The sequence below is a fragment of the Enterococcus sp. 125944 genome, assembly GCF_051909435.1.
Classification (GTDB): domain Bacteria; phylum Bacillota; class Bacilli; order Lactobacillales; family Enterococcaceae; genus Enterococcus_D; species Enterococcus_D gallinarum.
In genome coordinates this window covers 215,653-237,820 of record NZ_JBQASY010000001.1, presented here as the reverse complement: position 1 = coordinate 237,820, position 22,168 = coordinate 215,653, and the positions used below count along the sequence as shown (strand labels likewise).

Sequence of the window (22,168 nt, the reverse complement as noted above, 5' to 3'; positions counted from 1 at the left end):
GTAGTGTATGTGTAATTGCATTTCAATGATTTTTTTGTAAAAGGAAATTTAATTTCATTAATTTGACAAATCAGTGTGAGAACCCGTTTGGAAAAAGAAGAACTCAACTGTCTGGGAACGAGAAGATCACGTTGATACATTCAATTCATAATCGTAAAGTGGTATAATGATGGGAAGGATATTTTTAAGAGGGTGGGTATATGCGGTTTTTACATACAGCAGATTGGCACATAGGTAAAAAATTACACGGCTATGATCTTCTCGAAGATCAAAGTTACATTATTGACCAGATAATTGATCTGGCGGAAGAACAATCAGTAGATGCAATTATCATTGCTGGGGATCTTTATGATCGCACGGTGCCAGCCGTTGACGCAGTGAAATGTTTAAATGAGAAAATAGCGAAAATCAATTTAGAAAAAAAGTTTCCTTTACTAGCGATTTCTGGTAATCACGATAGTCCGACACGACTTGAAACTGGCAGTCCATGGTTCAAAAATACGCAATTTTACCTAACGACCTCCATTGAAGAAAGTATTGAGCCGATTGAATTTTCTGACACCCAGTTTTTCTTGTTACCTTATTTTGAACCGATCGAAGCGCGTTTGTTTTTTGATGAAAAAATCACAACGATCGCAGAAGGGGTGACTCGGGTCCTTCAAGAGATGAAGCAGTATTTTGATTCTACGAAAAAACAAGTCTTGGTGACTCACTTTTTTGTAGCTGGTTCAAGCCAGACGGATTCGGAAACCAAAATTCAAGTAGGCGGATTGGATAGTGTACCGACAACGGCTTTTGAAGGGTTTGACTATGTCGCCTTAGGACATCTTCATGCAAATACTGCGCTAAATCATGAACGAATCCGTTATAGCGGGTCTCCGTTGAAATTTTCATTGTCTGAAATAACCAATGAGAAAGGTGTTTATATCGTAGATACTCAAAAGGACCAGCGGCATTTTTATCCGTTGCGGCCGAAAAGAGATCTTCAGCAATACACTGCTTCTTTTGAAACATTGCTTGATCCTGCCTTTTATCGGCAAGTGGATCGAGAGGCCTTCTTACACTTCACGTTAACGGATCGAGCCGTAATTCCTAATATGATGAATCAATTACGGCGGGTCTATCCTCGAATTTTATCTGTGGAGCGGCAAAGTGGGCGAATCGTCAGCAAGAAAAATTTGACATTAGCCGATGAGGAGGATCCGCAACGGGTGATCGCCCATTTTTATAAAGAAATGACTGGAGAACCGTTAAATGAGCAGCAGCAAAAATGGCTCACAGGTTTGACAGCGGGTGGAGAGAAGGAGCGAGAGCAGTCATGCAGCCAAGAAAATTAATCATGAAAAACTTTGGTCCCTACATTCATGAGGAACTGGATTTTGGCGACTTTCAAGAAGGTGGTTTGTTTCTAGTCAGCGGGAAAACCGGGGCTGGCAAGACGACGATCTTTGATGGAATGACATTTGCATTATTTGGAGAAACTTCCGGAAATTTGCGGTCCGGTAAAGAAATGCGTTCGACATTCGCTTCCCCCACAGAAGAGACGAGTGTCCGTTTTTCCTTTGACCATCAACATTTGCACTATGAGATCGAACGACGTCCCGAACAAGTCTTAGCCAAAAAACGCGGCGATGGAGTCACGAATCAAGCAGCTAAGGTACGGTTGACGATCTATGATCAGCAAGGAAAAGAGCGCAAACAAATCAGCAAAAAAAATGAAGTAGATATCTTCATCAAAGATCTGCTGCAATTGGATGCCAAACAATTTTTCCAAATCATTTTGCTGCCTCAAGGAGAATTTCGCAATTTTTTGATCGCCAGTAGTAATGAGAAAGAAAAAGTTTTGCGGAATATTTTTGGAACGGAAATGTATCAGCGCTTCAATGAATGGCTGAAAGAACAGGTCAAAAAGCAAACCAAACAAATTGAAAAACAACAAACGGCAGCGGATCATTTGGTCACACGCTTTGAGTGGACCGAACCGGCAACTCCGGTTTCGTTGGTTGAGACATTAGCGTACTGGCAGACAGATCTTGAGAAACAACGAAGTCATCAGCAAACAATTGAAGCAAAAAAATCCCAAGCGGAGCAAGAGAAAAAGACCGCACAGGAAGCTTTTTATTTGGCAAAAGAAATCCATAAAGCACTTGCCGAGCAACAGGAACTCAGCCAACAGGCAGCGAATCTAGCTGCGAAAGAAAGTCAAATTTTAGACGATAAACTGCGGCTGCAGCAGCTAGACTGGGCGAGTGAGCATCAAGAAATCTTACGCCAAAAAGATGAGCGGACAGCTGAAGTAGCACAGGCTATTCAACAACTTACATTCAATCAGCAATCATTAGAACAATGGCAAGAGTCTCAAGAGATATGGGACAAAAGCCGAGAAGTTCAGGTAGATCGAAAGGACGAACATACGGCAGCTAAGCAACGTTTACAAATACTGGCACAGTTAAAACCATTAGCCGAGCAAGTTCAGCAACAAGAAAAACAGGTCGCTTCTTTGCAGGAAACGGTGACTCAACAGGAAAAACAAGCGCAGCATCTGAAAGAACAGCAAAATCTTACTATGAACCAGGAGCAAGGATTAAAAGAAGAAATCCAAAAGCATTCGATCTACCAAGTACAGGAAGTCCAACTGGTTCGTGGAGAAAATCTATTGTACCAATGGCAGATGTTGAAAAAAGAGGAGCAGCAGCTGACTGATACCCAACAGCAACTAACAGACCAGCAGCGAAAATTGCAAGAGGAGCAGCAGCAGTTAGTAAGTAAATATGATGAGTTAACTGAAAAATTGGTGCAAGAAAAAAGTCGAAATGCCAAGATGCAGATTGCTCGTTTAAGTCTCTTATTGGTGGAGGGGGAACCTTGTCCGGTCTGTGGCTCTTTTGAACACCCCGCTGCTCAAAAACATACAGAGTATAGTAATGAAGAAATCATTGATAGCGAGCAGCAACTTGAATCTTTGGAGAATCAGCTGCAACAAGTTGGTGAAGACCGTTCGACGAACTTGCTGCTGCTAGAACAAGTCAATGACCAGTTTCAAACAATTAAACAAAAAATGAGCGCGTTGAAGGAAAAACAACAGACAACGTATCAGACACTACGAGAAATCCTCCAGCCGTTGGTGGAAAATATGCTAAGTCAAACAGTCCTGAAAGAAGGAGCTGGCAAGGAACCAGCTGATCCATTGCTGGCAGAAGGATTGACTGAAAAGGAAATTGCCACTACCTATTTCAAATGCCAACAAATCAATCAGCAGTTGAAAGAGCAATTTGCTCTAGACAGTCAGAAATTGACAGAGGTCCAAGCAAACAGCCAACATCTTACAGAAGAATTGACAGCACTTGAAGCAAGTCTCAAGACTGCTAGTGACGCTTTACGTTTGGAAGAAGGAAAACTGTCCTCACTAAAAGAGCAAACGGAGGGAGTATCTCTGGAGCAGTTGAACGAGGAACAGAAGCAACTAGCAGCACAATCGTCTCGTTTAGCAGCTCTGATTGAAGCGGATCAGTTGGAAGAGCAACGTTTGAAGGAACAGTATACGATCCTGACAGAGCAGCAACGAAATCTGCAACAGTTTCTAGCCGACAAGCAACAAGCTGCTCAGCTAGCCCAAGAACGCTTGGAAGAAGTCTTGCCTGCGGCATGTACCGAACAACAGATGCGCAGTCTGCTCAATGATCTTGAGGAACGCCAGGAGCTACGCAGTACGATAAAAACCTATGAACAACAACAACGTTTTGTTCAACAGCGACAGCTTGAACTGGCACAATTTTTGCAAAACAAAGCTGTGCCTGACTTGGAAGTCTTGCAAGAACAAGTAGACCAGTCTGAAACAGCGGTAGAACAATTACAAGAACAAGTAATCCGAGGAAAAGAACAAATCAAGCAAAATCAGCGATTACTTGAAGAATTGCAGATAATCTATCAACAAAACACCAAGCAATTAGAAAAAATCAGCCATTTACAGCAACTATCAGAAGTCATCAATGGAGAAAATGAAAAGAAGACCAGTTTGGAACGCTATGTTCTGCAACGATTTTTAACTGAGATCTTAGAAGTGGCGAATGTTCGCCTAGCTCGGTTGACAAGAGGACGTTATCAATTCGAGTTGGCAGACAAAGTGGGGAGCTATCGAAGCTCGACAGGGTTGGAGATCGATATCTATGATGATAATGCTGGCAGTCTGCGGCGAGCACATACCTTATCGGGTGGTGAAAGTTTTATTGCCGCACTGGCATTGGCTATCTCATTAGCTGATGTGATCCAAAATCGTTCGGGAGGCATCGAGATCGAGGCGTTGTTTATTGACGAAGGATTTGGCTCATTAGATGAAGAATCGTTGGAAATGGCGATGGAAGCATTAGAAATGATTGAAAATGAAGGGCGGATGATTGGGATCATTAGTCATGTAAGAGAATTAAGAGAGCGAATCTTGCAGCAAGTCGTTGTTCAAACAGATGGCAGCGGACAAAGCAAAATTCGTACAAAACTTTAGAGAAAGGAGGAATCAGAAGCATATGAAATGGAGTATTCCAGAAAAAGTCATTGAAAGAGGTCGGACCTATCTAAATGAAGGTCGCGTCCTATCGGTTATTCCAGATCCAGAGAGAAAGGTATGGCATGCGGAAGTCTTGGGAAGTGAGCTATATTTAGTCGATCTTGATGCGACGGCTAAAGAGATCGATTATTGCCAATGCCCCTATTGGGAAGAACATCACTATTGTAAACACACTATAGCTGTTGAACTTTATTTACGAAAGCAAGGTAAAACAAGACAAATCACAGAAGAAAAAAAGCCAGCAAAAGCCGCATTTTCGGCTTCGGAGATGTTTTCTCAGGGATTCAATCGATTGCAGTCTGGACAGCGGACGATCACTCCTTTGCAAATTGAATATCGTGTCGAAAATCTGACCACGAACCCTTACCACCAGGAGATGGATGTTCTAGGGATTTCACTAAAAGTCGGTCAACGGGGAACTTCAAAGACATATGTCGTCAAAAATATCTATAAATTTTTGCAAGTCTATCAAGAAAAAAAGAGCTATCTGGCGAACAAACAAACAGAGTTTCTTTTAACGAGTGAAGCATTTGACCAAACCAACAATGATATTCTGATCCGCTTACTAGGCATTGCTCAGACACAGCAGCTGATTGGACAAGCTGGCATCCAAGTGAAAGGCAAACTAGACAAAAAGTATTTGCTATTGCCAGTTGAATACGGGAAAGAACTATTAGAGAAAATGAACGCTGCTTATATGCAGTTAACGATTGGCAACGCTAAACTTCGTCAAGTGACTTTTTCTGAAGGCAAGCCGCTGCATTTTCGTGTTCAAAAAGAACACGGTCAATTTCCGTTATCTTTGACGAGGGATTTTGATCACTTGCTGAGCTATTACAATTGGGGCCTTCAAGGCGATACGATCGTTGAATTGACGATGGACCAAAAAGAAGTCTATTTGACGATGCAGCAATTATTCAAACGCTTTGAAGAACCAACGATCATTTATCCAAAAGCGGAACTGTCCAACTTGTTTATGCAAGTTTTGCCTCATTTACGCAAGATCGGCACGGTAGAGATCACAAAAGAGGTCGGAGCAGAGATCCAAGAGAGTCCGTTAGCCGTTGTTTTTTCACTGCGTAAAATCAAAGGTCAGATCGATTTGCAAATTGATTTCAATTATGGCGAAGTGACTTTTTCGACTGACGAAAAGCATCAAGTGATTCCTGAGGCTCATCCAGAGATTTTAAGGGATTACCCTCAGGAAAAGCGGATCGAACAAGTAGTTGAAAGAATGAAGTATCAAAAAAGTACCAAAAATTGGTTCAAAGCGCTACCGGAAGGGGAAGAATTGTTTGCCTTTTTCACTCGTGAAATTCCTTTACTGCGCCAACTAGGAGAAGTACGTATCGGCAAAAAATTGCGGGAACTTTACTTAGATGCACAGCAGCACCGTCCAACGATCGAAATTGAAGAAAATGGTTCCTGGCTGGATATTCACTTTGATGTCAGCGGGATCGCTGAATCGGAGATCGATGCTGTCTTGCGGAGTTTGTTGCAGGCTGATCGTTTTTACACGACAGAAAATGGGCAAGTTCTTTCACTGGAAACAGAAGCCTTTCAAGAAGCAAGCGCCGCGCTGAAAAAATTACGGACAGCCTTTGTATCTCAGTCAGGTACGTTACAAGTTCCGTTGAATCAAGGATTGTATTTGCAAGAAGAACTAGCTGACCAAGCAACTTTTAGTCAAGGATTCAAACAAATGACGACAGATTTGATTCATCCAGAAAAATTTTCTGCACCATTGCCTCATCAGCTCCAAGCGCAATTAAGACACTATCAGGAAGTCGGATTTCGTTGGCTGAAGATGCTGAGTCAGTATCAATTTGGCGGCATACTTGCAGACGAAATGGGATTAGGGAAGACCGTTCAAACCATCAGCTACTTGTTGTCTGAAAAGCAAGAGAAGCAACAGTTGAATGCTCTGATCGTTGCACCTGCGAGTTTGACGTATAATTGGCAGCAAGAAATCAAACGCTTTGCACCAACGATCCAGTCGGTGGTGATCAGTGGTTCTCGGGAGGAACGCGGCAGCCAATTACAGCTGCCGGCAGATGTCCGCATCACATCTTATGCCAGCTTACGGCAGGACATCGACCAGTACCAAGAATTAGGTTTAGCGTATTTGATCTTGGATGAGGCGCAAATGGTCAAAAACAGCGGAACCAAAACAGCACAAGCATTGCGTTCTTTAAATGTTCCCCATCGATTTGCATTGAGTGGGACACCCATCGAGAATAATCTTGAAGAGTTGTGGTCCTTATTTGAGATGATCATGCCGGGATTTTTCCCAAATAAACAACGCTACAAAGAATTGAAGACACAAGAGATCGCAAAAATGATCAAGCCATTCATATTGCGACGCGATAAAAAATCCGTTCTTCAAGATCTGCCAGAGAAGTTAGAAACGAATTATTATAGTGTACTGACAGAAGAGCAGAAAAAAATCTACCTTGCGTATTTGCGCCAAATGCGGAAAGAAATCGCACAAATGGATACAGCAGCATTTCGCAAAAATCGTATCAGCATCTTGGCTGGCCTTACTCGTTTGCGTCAAATCTGCTGCGATCCGCGATTGTTTGTGGAAGATTACGAAGGCACATCAGGCAAGCTAGAACAGGTCAAGGACCTGATTCAAGCAGCAAAAGAAAACGGCCGCCGTGTGCTCTTATTCTCACAGTTTACAAGCATGCTTTCGATCATTGAAGAAGAACTTGCTCAAGAAGAAATTGAAACCTTCTATTTACGAGGAAGCACTCCTCCTCAAGACCGTTTGAGTATGGTCGATGCTTTCAATAGTGGAGAAAAAGATGTCTTTTTGATCTCATTAAAAGCCGGCGGAACTGGATTGAATCTGACAGGGGCGGATACGGTCATTTTATATGACTTATGGTGGAATCCTGCAGTGGAAGAACAAGCCGCTGGCCGGGCACATCGAATCGGTCAGAAAAAGGTTGTGGAAGTTTGGCGAATGATCGCTGAAGGAACCATTGAAGAACGAATGGATGCTTTGCAACAAGAAAAGCGGGAACTATTCCAAAAAGTCATCCAAGGGAATGAAGCCCAGCTGAACCAAATGACGGAAGAAGATATTCGCTTGATTTTAAGCATTGGTGAAGAATAGATTCAGCGAAAACAAAACCCTTGATACAAAAGCAAGAGACAGCTAGGATGCGAAGATTTGCATCTATAGCTGTCTCTTAGTTTTTAGCGAGCCATCACAACTGCATCTGTAAAGGATAAGATACCCTCTGTCAGCTCTTCAAAAGCAGTTAACGTACAGTCAGGGTGACAATTTTTGATTTCGGGAGCTTGGCGTCGGCGATGATTCAGCCAAAGGGCTTGCCATCCCGCTTGTTTACAGCCAAAGACATCATTGTCAAAGTTATCTCCCACGTATAATGTCCGTGAGGGATCTAAATCAAATCGTTCTTCAGCAAGCTGAAAAAGTTCAATATCCGGTTTTTGGTACCCTGTTGCTTGAGAAATCAGCATGTATTCTGGATGGATCCAGCGAGTCAATTCCAATTGATCGATTTTCTTTTGTTGGTGATCTGTTGGGCCATTGGTAATGATTCCAAGCTTGATAGGTAATGAAGCCAAGGTATTGAGAGTTTCTTCTACGGCTGGATGAAGTTGGATGTTGTCTAGCTCTGTCTCGTAAGTCGCTTGAAACAATCGGCTAGCATCATTTGATAAAGGAGAGTAGCCTAAATCAATCAGCGACTGACATAGTCTAAAGGTACGAAATTCTTCTAATGTCCATTCTTTTGAGATGACTTTTCCAAAATGGTCATCGCTATGTACGCGAAAACGAATATAAAGAGGATGGAGATCTGTTGTTGCTACTTCAGGTATGATGGTTGTAACCGCATTTCGAAATGGTTGTTGTTGATCGTATAAAGTATCATCGACATCAAAGATTACCGCATTAAGCAAAAGAGACACGCCTTTCAAATGTAGTGAAAATTTTCATTTTGTTTTCGAACATATAATAGCGGATATCTTGAGAGAAAAAAAGGGCTTAAAGCTTGATAAATAAAGGTTTTATTTACTAATTTTAGAAATCCTTGGTCTCATCGCTTTTTCAAATTTGAGTGAATTTTACCCTTTTCAATCGATTTCTCATTTTGCTTTTCCAGAAAGACTTGCTTATAATGTAGATTAATGAAAAGGAGGAGGAAGTGTGTTAAAAAGGTTTTTTAGCTATTATCGGCCATACCGGTCATTGTTTGTCTTAGATTTTACTTGTGCTGTCTTTGCAGGGCTGCTTGAATTGGTTTTTCCAGTTGCCGTGAATCAAGTGATCGACAAGATTATGCCGCAGAACAATTTTCGGCTGATTTTGCTCGCTTGTTTGGGGCTATTTTTATTTTATCTGGTCAATACGATCTTGCAATATATCGTGGTCTTTTATGGCCATAAATTGGGTGTCAATATCGAGACAGATATGCGTCAAGAATTATTCCGACACTTACAGACACAGTCTTTTGAATATTATGACAATCAAAAAACTGGACGTTTGATCAGTCGGCTAACGACTGACTTGTTTGAAATATCAGAAGTTGCTCACCATGGTCCCGAGGACGTCTTTATTACGATCATGACATTGATCGGTTCATTCTTGCTGATGCTCAATATGCATGTTCAACTTGCACTTGCTACTTTTGCACTGATTCCATTGATTACGATTGCACTGGTTTTCTTCAATAAGAAAATGACGAAAGTCAATACAGAGATCTATGACAATCTAGGTGAATTCAATGCTGGGGTAGAAGCAGCAGTCAGCGGCATTCGCGTGACTCAGTCTTTTGCCAATGAGACGTTTGAACATCAACGATTTGACGGTCTGAGCGGCCTTTATCGTCGTTCAAAAATCGTCTTTTATAAAGTGATGGCAATCAGTTCTGCCTATAATTACTTTCTGATTCGACTGATCAATTTGTTTGCCTTGATTTTTGGGGCCTATTACGTGATCAAAGGGGAATTGACGAATGGACAGTTTGTTGGATTTATCTTGTTATCCAATGTCTTTGTTCGGCCAATCGAAAAGGTCAATACCATGATTGAAAGCTATCCGAAAGGATTTGCTGGCTTCAAACGCCTGACAGAAGAGCTGGACAAGAGACCGGCGATTCAAGATAAGCCAAATGCCATCGATGTACACGCACTAAAAGGCGATATCGTTTATCAAGATGTTTCCTTTGCTTATGCAGATGCGACGAAGGTATTGAACCATATTGATCTAACGATTCAATCCGGCGAGACTGTCGCTTTTGTGGGACAAAGCGGTTCTGGAAAAACAACGCTTTGCAATTTACTGCCGCGGTTTTATGAAGTAACTGAGGGTCAGATCACGATTGACGGAATCAATATCCAAGACATGACGCTTGCCTCACTACGGGGCCAGATCGGAACTGTTCAGCAAGATGTTTTCTTGTTCCCGGGAACGATTCGAGAAAACATTGCTTATGGGAAATTGGATGCGTCAGAAGAAGAAATTGCTCAAGCCGTGAAACTCGCTCATTTAGAACAAGTAATCGACCAAATGCCTGAAGGATTGGAAACAGTCATTGGAGAACGCGGGGTCAAACTTTCTGGTGGTCAAAAGCAACGGGTAGCGATTGCCCGAATGTTTCTAAAAAATCCGCCAATCTTGATCTTAGATGAAGCGACCTCTGCGTTGGATACAGAAACAGAACAAGTGATTCAAGAATCATTGAACTCATTAGCTGATGGACGGACCACATTGATTATTGCCCATCGTTTGGCTACCATCAAACATGCGACAAGGATCATTGTTGTCAGCGATAAAGGGATCTTGGAAGAAGGAACCCACGAGCAACTGTTAGCAACAGGGGGACATTACAAAGCATTATATGATGCCCAGTTCAAAAATTAGACGAAAAAAGCGACTTCGATCGCTTTTTTCGTTTATATGCAAATAAACATATTCAGTGGATATCGCTGATTTCTTCAAAGAGATTTGTTAGGATTTACTTATCAAACGCTTTCTTTGTTTGTAACATTTGTCATATTCGTTGCCGATGAAATGATTTTTCACTCATAATGAGCAACTAATGACTTGGAATAGAATACGTGATAATACAGATTTCCGCTTTTTTGAAATCTTTTAATAACAAGTTCTTTTCTTTGTTTGTAAGTTTTTAACGAGTTTTAGGTGTAAAAAAAGATTGGTAAAGACCAATGAGAGAGTACTAGTATTATAGAAAGAAACTTGTATAGAGGAGTCAGATATTATCGAATATTTTATCAAAACTAAAAAACGATAGAATTAAATCACTAGAGTGATTTAAATAAATCTATGGTTCATGATACAATTTTGACACACTGTTATACAAAAGAAATGAAATTAAAAAAAAATTTGATTTTTCTCATTTAAATTGATGTAAAGTTTGTGAAAGCTTTTGTTTGAGAGGTTTCTCTTTTAATATAACTTGAGAGTTTTATTAAAAAATACAAAATTTACACTAGATTTTTTTAAAATAGTTCTGTATAATTAAAATCAAGCAAGACAACAGAACTTGCGAATGGAATTTAAAAAAGGAGAGATGCACGTTGTTGACACTATATACTTCCCCAAGTTGCACATCTTGTCGCAAAGCTCGTGCGTGGTTGCAAGAGCATGAGATTCCTTTTGTTGAAAGAAATATTTTCTCAGAACCTTTAAATATTTCTGAATTAAAAGCAATCTTACAAATGACAGAAGATGGTACAGAAGAAATTATCTCTACAAGATCCAAAGTTTTTCAAAAATTGAACATGGATCTAGATGACCTGCCGCTAAAAGATTTATTGACACTTGTACAAGAAAACCCAGGATTATTGCGTCGTCCGATCATGATTGATGAAAAACGACTCCAAGTTGGTTTTAATGAAGATGAAATCCGTCGTTTCTTGCCAAGAGATGTTCGTCAACTAGAACTACGTCAAGCACAATTGATGGCAGGCTTATAAAAATCAAATAGTTATGAGATCAGTGAATGAAAAGCTGATCTCTTTTTTTGGCATTTTAGGATTTTCTTAAGAGGATATGCGTTTTCTCTTTACTTTTCAACAGGTTTCGTTAAAATGAACCTATAGTGATTAGCAAAAGTGAGGTGTAGCTAATATGGAAATGGAACATATCAATGAAAATACGATCCGTGTACTGATCAAGAGCGAAGATTTAGCTGCTAGGGGCATCACTTTTCTTGACCTTCTTGGAAATCACAATGAGATTGAAAACTTTTTTTATAGCATATTAGAAGAAGTAGATATTGATGAAGAATTTAAAGGCAGTGAAGCGGTGACCTTTCAAGTCTTACCTAAAGGGGATGGCTTAGAATTGTTTATCAGCAAAAATCTACCGCCTGAAGGAATGGAAAACTTTGATGATATGAGCGATGGTTCAACTGAGGACATTACGGATATGTTGAAGAAGCATGTCGCGTCACAATTACAAGAGACAGAGTCCCAGCCGGAGTTAGGCAATCGTTTTATTTTTGAATTGAACAGCTTTGAAGCAATGGTTCAATTAGCGTCCGAAGTGTATTTGGATTCAGTGACCACGAATCTTTATCAAATGAATGACCGTTACTATCTAGAAGTCCAATTTATGGATAACGATACGACAGACATCGAAGTTGAGAATGCACTGGCTTATTTAATGGAATTTGCTAACCGGACACAAGTCACTTCAGAGGTTTTGGCAGAGTATGGAAAAATCATTATGGAGCATGACGCATTGGAATTGACCCGTTACTACTTCAAAAATGTCTAATGTTCACTTATAATCGTAAAAGCGAGAAAATGGCTACAATCATTTTCTCGCTTTTTTGCGTATTTCTTTTTGAGGTGAGAAGATGATTATTGCGTATGACAACCAGCAGCAGCGGATCAAAGCTGATCAGGCGAAGAAAGATTCAGAACCCTTTTATTGTCCAGGATGTCATGAACCGGTGCACTTAAGGAAAGGCCTCCTGAAACGCCATCATTTCGCTCATTATGCTGCGGCTAACTGCGAAGTGTTTAGTGAAGGAGAGACGGAGGAACATTTGTCAGCAAAGGAGCTCCTCTACGAATGGCTAACAGATGAAACGATCGAAATAGAAGCTTACTTGCCGGATTTGCAGCAGCGACCGGATCTTCTTGTGGGCAAAACAGCGATTGAAGTACAGTGTTCGGCTTTGTCTTGGAGCCGCTTTGTCCAACGAACAGAGAAGTATCTTGCCTATAACTATTCTCCTTGGTGGCTTCTAGGCAAACATCTACAACCGCAACTCCACCATCGATGGACCGTTTTGCAAAAGGCCTGTTGCCGTTTTGCGGAGCAACCGGGGTTTTATTTGTGGATCATAGATACGCAAGAGCAACGCGTTGGTCTCATATACGAGATCAATTGGCATTATAAGTGGGGTGTTTCTTTTCGTAGACGTTATTTTCGAAAAGGAGAACCTATCGGCTGCTGCCCATCGCTAAACAATTATTCTAGAAAGTCCTGTCGAACATACCATCAAAGGTGGCAGCCGGAAGCTTACCGAGTCTGGGTATTACACAAGCTGATGCAACAGCAAAAGCAGATCCTCAGTCTTCAAGCACTCCTTTACCCTCTCGGAGGACATATCGGCAATCTGCCGCATTGGTGCTATCAACCCAGTGATTATGGTTTTTTGTTGGAACATCGAATTTTAGTCCTGCGCTTTTTATTTCATCAAAACGCAAACCGGAATTTTTCTCACTGGCTGAATCAGTTGCGCAAAATGAATTGGAACTGGTTGTTTCCTATGATTGATCAAGGGCAACTATTGAAACGTATTTATCAAGAATGTTCTGATTTCCAGAAAATTCAACCTTTTTGATTCTCTTAGCTTGGTTCCCGCCAAAAGTATGTTAAGATTATTTTAGTATGTAAAGGAGTGAAGAATATGTCAGAAACAAAACAATTACCAGATCGTGCGGATCTACCGGAAGCATTAACATGGGACCTTACAAAGATACATGCCGATGATGGGGCATTTGAAGAAGCGTTCCAAGAGATCGTGGCTGAGTTGAAGCAGGCTGACGATTTCAAAGGGACATTATCACAAGGACCAGCAGCTTTCAAGGAAGCATTAGAATATGTGTTAGCGATCTCCCGTAAACTGGAAAAACTCTATGTATACAGTCATCTGAAAAATGATCAAGATACAGCCAACACAACCTATCAAGGGCTTTATGCAAAAGCCAGCAACCTTGTTGCTCAAGTAAGTGAAGCGATTGCCTGGTTTGATCCTGAATTGCTTTCAATGGATGATGCAACTATTTGGGGTTATTTCGACCAAGAGCCGGAATTGGCCATTTACCGCCATCTTATTGAAAAAACTGTCAATAACCGTCCCCATGTTTTGCCGGCTGAACAAGAAGCTTTACTAGCAGGTGCAGGAGAAATATTCGGCGCTTCTGGAAATATTTTTTCAGTATTAAACAATGCCGATTTAGAATTTCCGATCGTTGAAGACGAGAATGGAGAGAAAGTTCAATTATCTCATGGTGTTTATGGTCAATTGATGGAAAATACCGACCGTTCCGTACGGGAAGCTGCCTTTAAAGGGTTGTATGGTGTCTATGAGCAGTTCCGTAATACATTTGCCCAAACATTAAGTACCAATATCAAAGCCCATAACTTTAAAGCTAAAGCACGCCACTATGAGTCTGCTCGACAAGCTGCATTAAGTGCCAACCACATCCCGGAAAGTGTCTATGACACCTTGGTAGCTGTCGTGAATGAACATTTGCCGCTGCTGCATCGTTACATGGAGTTAAGAAAACGCTTATTGGCTGTTGATACTTTGCATATGTATGATGTCTATACACCAATTCTAGGAGAAGCTCCGATTCGCTATAGCTATGAAGAAGCTGTCGCAAAAGCCAAAGATGCTTTAAAACCTCTAGGTGAAGAATATTTAGCCGTGGTAAACGAAGCGTTTGAAAATCGCTGGATCGATGTTGTCGAAAATAAAGGCAAACGCAGTGGCGCCTATTCATCTGGCGCGTACGACACATTACCCTATATTTTGATGAACTGGAATGATCGTTTGGATCAATTGTTCACATTGGTGCATGAGATGGGTCACAGTGTCCACAGTTATTTTACTCGCAACAATCAACCTTATGTTTATGGCGATTATTCTATTTTCTTGGCGGAAATTGCTTCAACAACTAACGAGAACATCTTGACAGAATACATGTTGCAAACCGAAACTGATCCTCGCGTAAAAGCCTATGTCTTGAATCATTTTCTGGATGGATTTAAAGGAACGATTTTCCGTCAGACACAATTTGCTGAGTTTGAACACTTTATGCACGTAGAAGATGCCAAAGGAACGCCATTGACTAGTGAATTTTTGAGTGACAGCTATGGTGAGCTGAATGCTAAATACTACGGTCCTTCTGTAGAAAAAGATCCTGAGATCAGTCTAGAGTGGTCACGTATCCCGCATTTTTACTACAATTACTATGTCTATCAATACGCAACAGGCTTTTCGGCAGCTTCTGCACTAGCTAAGAAAATTTTAACAGGAGAGCCTGATGCCTTAACGAAATATTTGACCTATCTAAAAGCAGGCAACAGCGATTATCCAATTGAAGTGATGAAAAAAGCTGGAGTTGATATGACTAAAGCAGATTATATCAAAGACGCGATGAAAGTCTTTGAACAACGGTTGGATGAATTGGAAGCATTAGTCAAGGAATTAGAAGCATAAGCAAGACTGTCTTAGCCACTGAAGGATCGTTGATCGATCGTCAGTGGCTTTTTTAAGCAACAGGTTGATTGCCTTATTTTGATGGTGACGCCTAGAAAAAAAGTAAGTATAGGAAGGATTTGCTTGTCAACAGAAACCTCAATTTAAACTTTAAAGTGAGAAAATCTTTTTTTATGAGTAAGCAAATTGCAAGAAGCAAAAGTATTTCCATGTTACGATAGAAATGAAAGAGGAAAGGGGGCCTTTGGAATGGACAAGGAAGAAATTTTTGCCCGTCGCTTGGATAATAGCAAGAAAAAACGGGAAGTTGTCACGAAAGAAGCTGTATCTGCCCACAAAGAGAAGCAGACCGAATTGCCGGATCAAGACCCTACAGATAAAAAAGAGCTTTCTAAAAAAGATCCTTCAAAGAAAAATTCTGATAGGACTGAATAGAAAAAACATCCAAACGATGGATCCACCCTTTGACGGTCTCTTATTAATAGGAGACCACCAAAACGAGGGTGACTCGATCAGCGTTTGGATGTTTTATTGATTGTTTAAAGCAAGACAAGTCGTCGATTCAACGAGTCGATACGAGGAACATCAGCATCCCTGATATCTTTCTTTTGATAGAATAAACGATAGTTTTCCTGATCTGTTCGGCAAAGGTGTGGAATATTTCTAAGAGCTTCCATTCCTTCTAATAAGACACCATAATCTCGTTCACAACCGAAATTATACACTACAGCCGAAGGAGACATCGTAATGCCCATTTCGCGAGCAACACTTTGGTCGGATGCGAAATTCTGCTTGATCAAATCAGACTTGCGATCTTCTAAAAACATGTCAAGATCGCCGTTTGTTTCAGCGAAAATCTGTTTGACTAATTCGAAGGAATAAGGTTCTTTATTTACACCTACTTGACATTGAAGTTTAAGTAAAAAGTCGCGGGCGATTTTTCGACCTTGAAGCTGAGCTGCTTTGTAGTCCAATGAAGCCTCATAGATTTGACTGGTTTGTTGATTACGCAATCCTAGATCGGATCGATCCATTGAAAGGTAATCCATTGAAATCCCCACAGTGTGTAAATTCATGATTGGTAATATATGCAATTGTATTTTTTTTCTTTGATCACTCAGTGCGTCCAACAAGGTCAACTCGGATTGATAACAAATTGGACCTATCGGATTCACAAACAAATAAATCTCGATCATCTGAATCTCTCCCCAATTAAGATTCTTTTTCTTTTGTATATATTAAATATAACAGAAATTATTATAAATGAGAAATGCCTAATGAGAACTATTCATACTCTTTTTTTGACAACTTCTCTTCTAAGGCACGAATAATTTTATTTTTTGCTGGACGATAACTGATATGCAGGCGATCAAGCAAAGACAAAAATGCTCGTTTTCCTGAAGAAACCTCTGAGACTTCCAGTTCGAGCTCATAGTCATGGGATTGGCCATACCAGCTTTCGTCTAAAGCAAGTAAACCTTCTGTTACGCTGAATTCTGCTCGACGAGTCGTCAACTCAGCAAAAGGTTTCACAGCTGCCGGATCAATTTGCTCTTGGATCAAGCGATCGGCAACCGCACCGGTAAATAAGATTCTTTGATTCTCACGCAAATCAGCTGCTTCATCTAACGAAAGGATATCGGTCGTTTCCAATAACCCTTCTTTAAGAGGTGATTTAAGCGTTAATTCTGCTTTATCTTCCGTCGTCCGAATCCGCAAACCAAACTTTTTTTGTTTTAATTGATGATCCAATGTATCAAAATAAAGATTTGTTTGGGTATGAAAGGCGGAGCGATCAAGCTGATAGAAGGCAATGACTCTCTGATATTCTTCACGAGTCAACAATGTTTTAAATTCGATTTCTACTTGATGTGTCATTGTTTTCCTCTTTCCTTACAGTCCATCAAGTTTACATAACGATGGGCAATAAGTCAAATGAAAACCCTTGGGAGAGTTGAAGCAAAAAAGAGCTCTGTTATTTTTCTTGCAGGTGGCACCGATTGAACATTCTGTTTTCCTTTAAGATTGTGGTAAAATAGAACCGTATGTTATGAAAAGAATCGAGGGATAGAAATGATTCGAGATTGGGAAGATTTTTTGGCACCATATGAACAAGCCGTCTCAGAACTAAAAGTAAAGTTGCGGGGAATCCGCAAACAATATCGAGAACAAAATAAACACGTGCCGATCGAATTTGTCACGGGTCGTGTAAAACCAGTCGATAGTATTTTAACTAAAAGCAAATTGCGGGGAATCCCTTTGGATCGTTTAGAAGAAGAAATGTCAGATATTGCCGGCTTGAGGATCATGTGTCAGTTTGTTGAAGACATCCATCAAGTAGTTGATCTTTTGCGCACCCGACATGATATGAAGGTAATTATTGAAAGAGATTATATTACAAATAAAAAAGCGAGCGGCTATCGTTCCTATCATTTAGTGATCGAGTATCCTGTCCAATTGATCGATGGTGAAAAGATCATTTTAGCAGAGATCCAGATTCGTACATTAGCGATGAACTTCTGGGCAACGATCGAGCATTCACTGAATTATAAATATCAAGGAGAATTTCCAGATGAAATCAGCGAGCGCCTGCGTCGGTCTGCAGAAGCTGCCTATCAATTAGATGAGGAGATGTCGAATATTCGCGAAGAAATCCAAGAAGCGCAACGGCTGTTTTCACATGGGAAAGGCAATCATAAGGAACAGCGGCAGGGGGATGAAGCATGACAGGGATCAAAGTAGCAATTATCAACAATCAAGAAGAAAAGTCGATGCTTGTCACAAAGCGATTAACAGAATTGTTGGCCCAGTCTGACAATACGATTGACCAAGAGAACCCAGAATTGGTTATTTCAGTGGGCGGAGACGGGACACTGTTGTCTGCGTTTCACTTGTTCAGTCATCGCTTAGCAGAGGTTCGTTTTTTGGGGGTCCATACAGGACACCTTGGGTTTTATACCGACTGGCGAGACTATGAATTGGAAGAACTGGTCGATACGTTGTGCAATGATCGTCAAAAGAGTGTGAGCTATCCTTTGCTTGATGTCCGCATCACTTATACCAATGGGAAATCAGACAAACATTTTCTTGCATTGAATGAATCAACGATCAAGCGGGGAAATCGGACAATGGTAGCTGATATTTCAATCAAAGAAGATCTTTTTGAGAAATTTCGTGGAGATGGCTTATCGATTTCGACACCTACAGGCTCAACAGCTTACAACAAAAGCGTGGGAGGGGCAGTATTGCATCCAAGTATCAATGCTTTTCAACTAGCAGAAATCGCTTCTTTAAACAATCGTGTTTTCCGAACGTTAGGGTCACCGATCATTGTCGGAGATCATGAGTGGGTCAAAGTCAAACTACAAGCTAGTACGGACTATCTAGTGACCATTGATCAATTTACGATTGAACAGGAAGAAATCGATGCGATTTATTATCGTATTGCAGACGAACGGATCCACTTTGCCTCCTATCGGCATATGCACTTTTGGAACCGTGTCAAAGATGCGTTTATTGGAGAAATTTAACAGTTATGGAATTTACTTATCATTATGAGCGGCAAGAGCCGCAACAGTTAAAATACTTTTTGAAAGAGCAAGGGATTTCTAAAGGATTGTTGGCAAAAATCAAGTTTCAAGGAGGCAAGATTTTTGTTAATGACCAAAGACAAAATGTCTTGTATTCTTTGGTGCAAAATGATACGGTAACCATTGTGATCCCAGACGAAGGTGAACATGAAACGGTCTTATTAGATGAGACGCCAATCGAGATCGTTTATGAAGACCAGCATCTTTTGATTGTAAACAAACCAGCAGGCATTGCCTCGATCCCGGCTCAATATCATCCTAATGGGACGATGGCTAATCGTGTCAAAGCTTATTATAAACAGCAAGGTTATCAAGATCAGGTCATTCATGTGGTCACTCGCTTAGATCGGGATACATCTGGATTGATGTTGTTTGCCAAGCATGGTTTTGCCCATGCGAAGTTAGATGTTCAGCTGCGGCAAAAGCAATTGATAAAAAAATATCAAGCAATCGTTGCGGGACAGATTCAAGAATTGGCTTCTCACGGAGAAATCACTTATCCGATTGCACGAGATCTCAGTTCATTATTAAAACGAAAAACAAGTTTGGAAGGGAAATCCGCACGTACGGAATATTGGTTGACGAAAAAGGATCAGCAAGTTGCTGTGGTTACGATTCTTCTTCATACCGGTCGTACCCATCAGATTCGCGTTCATTTTGCTGCCATCCATTGTCCATTACTGGGAGATGAACTTTATGGCGGTGCGATGGATCTTGGCATTGATCGTCAGGCCCTTCATTGTTGCGAATTGGCTTTTACCCATCCTTTCAGCGGCAAATCGCTGCATTTTAAAGCAGACTTGCCGGCAGATATGGCATCAATCAAACAAGCAATGAGTGAATAAAAGAGGTGAAGAGATTGGATGAAAATCAAGAACTTAATGAGCGCTTTGAGCAGCTGACTCAGGCGTTGAATGAAACAGATATCCAAAAATTTCGTGAAGTGTTTTTGGATCTGCATATTTATGAGCAGGGACAATTCTACCAATCTCTCGATGAGTCGCAGCGCCAAATCGTTTATACGTACCTTTCACCCAAAGAGTTGGCGGATATGTTTGACGTGATCGAAGAAGATGATGAACATATGACAGAGTATCTTTCGGAAATGCGTCCCGGCTATGCGGCTGACATGCTAGCAGAGATGTATACCGACAATGCCGTCGATCTTCTGAATACGTTAGATAAGAAGCAAGTAGCAAAATATTTGAGTTTGATGCCGGCAGAAGATGCTAGTGAAATCAAAGAGCTCCTGCATTATGAAGATGAGACAGCTGGTTCATTGATGACGACAGAGTTTGTTTCGATCGTGGCCAATCAAACGGTACGATCCGCAATGTATGTCCTAAAAAATGCAGCAGATGTCGCCGAAACGATTTACTATATTTATGTCGTCGATACGGACAACAAACTGGTCGGAGTAATCTCTTTGCGGGATTTGATCATCAATGATGATGATACGATGATTGCAGATATTTTGAATGAACGGGTCATGTCCGTGCATGTGGGGGATGATCAGGAAGATGTAGCTCAGACATTTCGGGATTATGACTTTCTAGCTTTGCCAGTTACAGATTACGATGACCATTTATTAGGGATCGTAACTGTCGATGACATCATTGACGTAATCGATGATGAAGCTGCCAGTGACTATTCCGGATTAGCCGGGGTCAACGTGGAAGAAGTCAGTGAAAATCCCCTCAAAGCCTCTTCACGACGCTTGCCATGGCTGATCACATTGCTTTTCTTGGGGATGGCAACAGCAAGCTTGATCAGTCATTATGAAGAGCTTGTAAGTGAAGCAAGTATTTTAGCCGTTTTTATTTCATTGATCACTGGTACAGCAGGGAATGCCGGTACGCAATCTTTAGCGGTTGCGGTCCGCCGTTTGGCCATCTCAGATGATAAAGAAAAAAGCTTTATGCGAACGGTGATCGGTGAAGTCCTCACAGGGTTAGTGACTGGTGCTGTCACCGGTTTAACGATTTTTGCGATCGTGGCTGTCTGGAAACAAAACCCGATCTTAGGTTTTGTTATTGGAATGGCGATGATGTGTGCCATTACGGTAGCGAATCTCGCAGGAAGTCTGATTCCAATGTTAATGGATAAATTAGGCTTTGATCCAGCCGTTGCCAGTGGTCCATTCATTACGACACTTAGTGATTTGACTAGTGTCTTGATTTATTTCAACATTGCTAGCTTATTTATGAACTATTTTATTCGTTGAAGAAACTAGGTATTTCTTTCAATCAAAGTAGATCCATTCATCAAAAGCGAGGCGCCTCTTTTCTATAAGAGACGCCTCGCTTTTTTGTCTTATTCGTATCGATGATGGGACCATGATGGTAAATTTATTTTTGCAACTTGGGAATGACTGACGAAGGAGAAACGCCAAAAAGTTTTTTAAAAGACTTGCTAAAGTGATACGCGTCTTGATAACCAACAGCAGAAGCGACTTCTTTGATCGTGAGTTTCTCGTTTGTCAGCATATCTCTCGCACGTTTTAGCCGGATCTCGATTAAATAATTGATTGGGCTGACTCCAGTAGCCTCTTTAAAAACTTTTGAAAGATAGGTTGGACTGAGAAACTGATCTTGTGCGAGCTTTTCTAAAGTGATTTCTTCTTTATAGTGGTTCTCTAAAAAGTAGATGGTGTAGTTAACGATTTGTTGGTGGCGGCGTTGGCTTTTCGTGAGATAGGGCACCACATTCAGACGTTTGTCGTTTAAGCCTCTTAATATATAGACCAGCATCTCGATGATCAATGCTTTTTGCATTAATTGGAATTCATCTTGCTCCTCATTACTCTCCCGAACGAGCTGCCACGCTTTATCTAAAACTTGGTGGTGGTATTTTCCTAAATCCAGTAACGGTTGCTTGTTGGGGAAAAAGTTGCGTTTGAATCCTTCTAAAGAAATATTCTTTAAGCCAATATGCAGTTGGTGGGAACAAGTCCCTGACTCCTGAAACTCACAATGATTGACACCAGGGTTAAACAACATGATACTGCCTGCCTTGATTTTAGTAGCTGGCGCCTCTTCAAAATAATAATTGCTTTCTCCTTCCAAAACGATACTGATTTCCAAGAAATCATGGTGATGCATTTCTCCATGACTTTCAGACTGTGTCCAAGGATCAAACAAGTAGATGATTTCGGGATTAAAGGTTCTGGGATTTACTAGATTCATTCATTTATCACTCCAATGGTGTCAGAACCTGGTAATTTCAGGTCGACGGCTTCTTAGTAATATTTTACATCAAAATGAGTAAGAAAA

The 22,168-nt window shown here is 40.9% G+C and carries 17 protein-coding genes; 13 read left to right on the top strand and 4 right to left on the bottom strand.

What is annotated here, in order from left to right; genetic code table 11:
• Positions 1 to 200 precede the first annotated feature (200 nt).
• The 3 genes from ACTFWY_RS01115 to ACTFWY_RS01105 are packed head-to-tail and all read left to right on the top strand — an operon-like array spanning position 201 to position 7,685.
• Entirely contained in the window at positions 201 to 1,337 is a 1,137-nt protein-coding gene (locus ACTFWY_RS01115) for an exonuclease SbcCD subunit D (protein ID WP_219645270.1), read from the top strand.
• Positions 1,319 to 4,498 carry an AAA family ATPase gene (locus tag ACTFWY_RS01110; RefSeq protein ID WP_195957713.1) on the top strand — a complete coding sequence of 1,060 codons (3,180 nt, stop codon included), beginning with the start codon at positions 1,319 to 1,321 and terminating at the stop codon, positions 4,496 to 4,498. Before ACTFWY_RS01115 ends, ACTFWY_RS01110 begins: the two co-directional genes overlap by 19 nt.
• Positions 4,499 to 4,520: 22 nt before the next feature.
• The gene (locus ACTFWY_RS01105; RefSeq protein ID WP_311810693.1) at positions 4,521 to 7,685 is read left to right on the top strand and encodes a DEAD/DEAH box helicase; all 3,165 of its coding nucleotides are present in this window, start codon (positions 4,521 to 4,523) and stop codon (positions 7,683 to 7,685) included.
• 83 nt (positions 7,686 to 7,768) lie between these two features.
• On the opposite strand, the gene ACTFWY_RS01100 is transcribed toward ACTFWY_RS01105, so the two are convergent.
• On the bottom strand, positions 7,769 to 8,500 hold the full coding sequence (locus tag ACTFWY_RS01100) for an HAD family hydrolase (protein ID WP_103299930.1): 732 nt from the start codon (positions 8,498 to 8,500) through the stop codon (positions 7,769 to 7,771).
• 247 nt (positions 8,501 to 8,747) lie between these two features.
• Here ACTFWY_RS01100 and ACTFWY_RS01095 point away from each other — a divergent pair, with 247 nt between their 5' ends.
• From ACTFWY_RS01095 to ACTFWY_RS01070, 6 genes are all read left to right on the top strand, one after another.
• A complete protein-coding gene (locus ACTFWY_RS01095; protein ID WP_005472341.1) occupies positions 8,748 to 10,463 on the top strand; it encodes an ABC transporter ATP-binding protein in 1,716 nt (571 codons plus the stop codon).
• 677 nt (positions 10,464 to 11,140) lie between these two features.
• Complete coding sequence (gene spxA, locus ACTFWY_RS01090; protein WP_003127030.1) at positions 11,141 to 11,539, top strand: transcriptional regulator SpxA; 399 nt, start codon at positions 11,141 to 11,143, stop codon at positions 11,537 to 11,539.
• 154 nt (positions 11,540 to 11,693) lie between these two features.
• The gene (locus tag ACTFWY_RS01085) at positions 11,694 to 12,344 is read left to right on the top strand and encodes an adaptor protein MecA (protein ID WP_003127031.1); all 651 of its coding nucleotides are present in this window, start codon (positions 11,694 to 11,696) and stop codon (positions 12,342 to 12,344) included.
• 82 nt (positions 12,345 to 12,426) lie between these two features.
• The gene (locus tag ACTFWY_RS01080; protein ID WP_156247312.1) at positions 12,427 to 13,422 is read left to right on the top strand and encodes a competence protein CoiA; all 996 of its coding nucleotides are present in this window, start codon (positions 12,427 to 12,429) and stop codon (positions 13,420 to 13,422) included.
• Positions 13,423 to 13,488: 66 nt separating this feature from the next.
• Positions 13,489 to 15,306, top strand: a complete 1,818-nt coding sequence (gene pepF / locus ACTFWY_RS01075; protein ID WP_439926575.1) for an oligoendopeptidase F — start codon at positions 13,489 to 13,491, stop codon at positions 15,304 to 15,306.
• A gap of 186 nt (positions 15,307 to 15,492) precedes the next feature.
• Entirely contained in the window at positions 15,493 to 15,741 is a 249-nt protein-coding gene (locus tag ACTFWY_RS01070) for a hypothetical protein (RefSeq protein WP_113849878.1), read from the top strand.
• Positions 15,742 to 15,845: 104 nt separating this feature from the next.
• On the opposite strand, the gene ACTFWY_RS01065 is transcribed toward ACTFWY_RS01070, so the two are convergent.
• Positions 15,846 to 16,502: a DsbA family protein gene (locus ACTFWY_RS01065; RefSeq protein ID WP_103299933.1), complete on the bottom strand. Its 657-nt coding sequence runs from the start codon at positions 16,500 to 16,502 to the stop codon at positions 15,846 to 15,848.
• A gap of 88 nt (positions 16,503 to 16,590) precedes the next feature.
• Entirely contained in the window at positions 16,591 to 17,184 is a 594-nt protein-coding gene (locus ACTFWY_RS01060) for a CYTH domain-containing protein (RefSeq protein ID WP_311828210.1), read from the bottom strand.
• A 195-nt stretch (positions 17,185 to 17,379) separates the two neighbouring features.
• Between ACTFWY_RS01060 and ACTFWY_RS01055 the strand changes: the two genes are divergently transcribed.
• Genes ACTFWY_RS01055 through mgtE form a run of 4 tightly spaced genes read left to right on the top strand, consistent with a single transcriptional unit; the run spans position 17,380 to position 21,120 of the window.
• Complete coding sequence (locus tag ACTFWY_RS01055; RefSeq protein ID WP_021151082.1) at positions 17,380 to 18,033, top strand: GTP pyrophosphokinase; 654 nt, start codon at positions 17,380 to 17,382, stop codon at positions 18,031 to 18,033.
• A 5-nt stretch (positions 18,034 to 18,038) separates the two neighbouring features.
• The gene (locus tag ACTFWY_RS01050) at positions 18,039 to 18,836 is read left to right on the top strand and encodes an NAD kinase (protein ID WP_029486937.1); all 798 of its coding nucleotides are present in this window, start codon (positions 18,039 to 18,041) and stop codon (positions 18,834 to 18,836) included.
• Positions 18,837 to 18,841: 5 nt separating this feature from the next.
• Positions 18,842 to 19,741, top strand: coding sequence for an RluA family pseudouridine synthase (locus tag ACTFWY_RS01045; RefSeq protein WP_003127040.1), 900 nt, complete (start codon positions 18,842 to 18,844; stop codon positions 19,739 to 19,741).
• Positions 19,742 to 19,755: 14 nt separating this feature from the next.
• Positions 19,756 to 21,120, top strand: a complete 1,365-nt coding sequence (gene mgtE / locus ACTFWY_RS01040) for a magnesium transporter (protein WP_060815539.1) — start codon at positions 19,756 to 19,758, stop codon at positions 21,118 to 21,120.
• Positions 21,121 to 21,244: 124 nt separating this feature from the next.
• On the opposite strand, the gene ACTFWY_RS01035 is transcribed toward mgtE, so the two are convergent.
• A complete protein-coding gene (locus ACTFWY_RS01035; protein ID WP_003127042.1) occupies positions 21,245 to 22,081 on the bottom strand; it encodes an AraC family transcriptional regulator in 837 nt (278 codons plus the stop codon).
• Between the last annotated feature and the right edge of the window lie 87 nt (positions 22,082 to 22,168).

Excerpts from the sequence above, each read along its gene's own strand:
- ACTFWY_RS01110 (WP_195957713.1), top strand. The coding sequence starts at position 1,319 with ATGCAGCCAAGAAAATTAATCATGAAAAACTTTGGTCCCTACATTCAT.
- ACTFWY_RS01045 (WP_003127040.1), top strand. The coding sequence starts at position 18,842 with ATGGAATTTACTTATCATTATGAGCGGCAAGAGCCGCAACAGTTAAAA.
- ACTFWY_RS01115 (WP_219645270.1), top strand. The coding sequence starts at position 201 with ATGCGGTTTTTACATACAGCAGATTGGCACATAGGTAAAAAATTACAC.
- ACTFWY_RS01035 (WP_003127042.1), bottom strand. The coding sequence starts at position 22,081 with ATGAATCTAGTAAATCCCAGAACCTTTAATCCCGAAATCATCTACTTG.
- ACTFWY_RS01085 (WP_003127031.1), top strand. The coding sequence starts at position 11,694 with ATGGAAATGGAACATATCAATGAAAATACGATCCGTGTACTGATCAAG.
- ACTFWY_RS01080 (WP_156247312.1), top strand. The coding sequence starts at position 12,427 with ATGATTATTGCGTATGACAACCAGCAGCAGCGGATCAAAGCTGATCAG.
- ACTFWY_RS01060 (WP_311828210.1), bottom strand. The coding sequence starts at position 17,184 with ATGACACATCAAGTAGAAATCGAATTTAAAACATTGTTGACTCGTGAA.
- pepF (WP_439926575.1), top strand. The coding sequence starts at position 13,489 with ATGTCAGAAACAAAACAATTACCAGATCGTGCGGATCTACCGGAAGCA.
- ACTFWY_RS01065 (WP_103299933.1), bottom strand. The coding sequence starts at position 16,502 with ATGATCGAGATTTATTTGTTTGTGAATCCGATAGGTCCAATTTGTTAT.
- ACTFWY_RS01105 (WP_311810693.1), top strand. The coding sequence starts at position 4,521 with ATGAAATGGAGTATTCCAGAAAAAGTCATTGAAAGAGGTCGGACCTAT.
- ACTFWY_RS01055 (WP_021151082.1), top strand. The coding sequence starts at position 17,380 with ATGATTCGAGATTGGGAAGATTTTTTGGCACCATATGAACAAGCCGTC.